Consider the following 1,070-nt stretch of genomic DNA (forward strand, 5'->3'; position numbering starts at 1 on the left):
TGAAAATCGCCGACGAACGGATGTATCAACAAAAACACGGCGGATAAAAAACAAAGCCCAGATTGATTCTGGGCTTTGTTGTATTTACAGAGTGAGAAAGATAGGGAAGGCAGAAAACTGCCTCCCCCAAGAATTCTCTATGCCAATTTGAAAGCACTTAGCTGATGTTTTAGCTCCATCGCTTCAGCTTGGTAACCGGAAACAATCTGGTTCAAGTCATCAGCGTGCTGACCCGTTTTGTGCGCGATGCTCGCCAATACGTCGATATCTTGGTCGATGGCTTCACATGCTTTAGATTGCTCAATGGTCGAGTGCGTAATGGTGCTGATGTGATTGTTCACGTGTTCGATGCTGCTTTCGAGTAAAGACACACTCTCATTCACTTGTTGCACGGATTCAAACGTGTCGTCACTGGCTTGTTTGCTCTTCGCCATGCTTTCTACTGAGAAACGGGTTTTCTCGCCAATTTGGTCCAACAGTTTGCTGATGTTCTCGGTAGCTTCTTGGCTGCGCTGCGCCAAATCACGCACTTCAGAAGAGACAACCGCGAAGCCGCGACCATGCTCGCCCGCACGAGCGGCTTCGATTGCTGCGTTAAGGGCTAATAAGTTGGTTTGTTCAGAAACGCTGTTGATGGTCTCGACAATTTGGCCAATGCTCTGCGTGTCGTTCGCCAATTCTGCCATGCATTGTTCAGTGGCGTTGATCTGCTCCAACAAGCTTTGTACGGAGCGGTAAGACAATTCACTTTGGGTCTGGCAGTCGACCACTTTGTTATTCATGGTTGTGGTGTCACCCATTGCGCGCTCTGCGGACTGAGCGATTTCCACACTCGATTGTGCGAGTTCAGTCATCGCGGTTGCGATGTTGTCGCACTTAGCGATGGTAGAGCGGCTACTGCTATCAAGATCCTGCGCAGATTCAACAATGTTTTGTAGTCGATTTGAGCTCTCGTTATTGGTCTTAGTAACGTCAAATAGCAGCTTTCTGAAGTTAGAGATCAAGGCATTAATGCTGTTCGAGATGGAAGCGATTTCATCTTTGCCGCGAGAATCGAGTTCAACCGTCAT

1 protein-coding gene is annotated in these 1,070 nt (G+C 48.0%); it reads right to left on the minus strand.

Features of this window, described 5'->3' with window-relative positions; genetic code table 11:
• Nucleotides 1-137 precede the first annotated feature (137 nt).
• A partial coding sequence (locus R7Q38_RS24635) for a methyl-accepting chemotaxis protein (protein WP_318114696.1) occupies nt 138-1,070 on the minus strand: 933 nt, incomplete at its 5' end.

Source organism: Vibrio sp. Vb0598, from assembly GCF_033338935.1.
GTDB lineage: Bacteria > Pseudomonadota > Gammaproteobacteria > Enterobacterales > Vibrionaceae > Vibrio > Vibrio alginolyticus.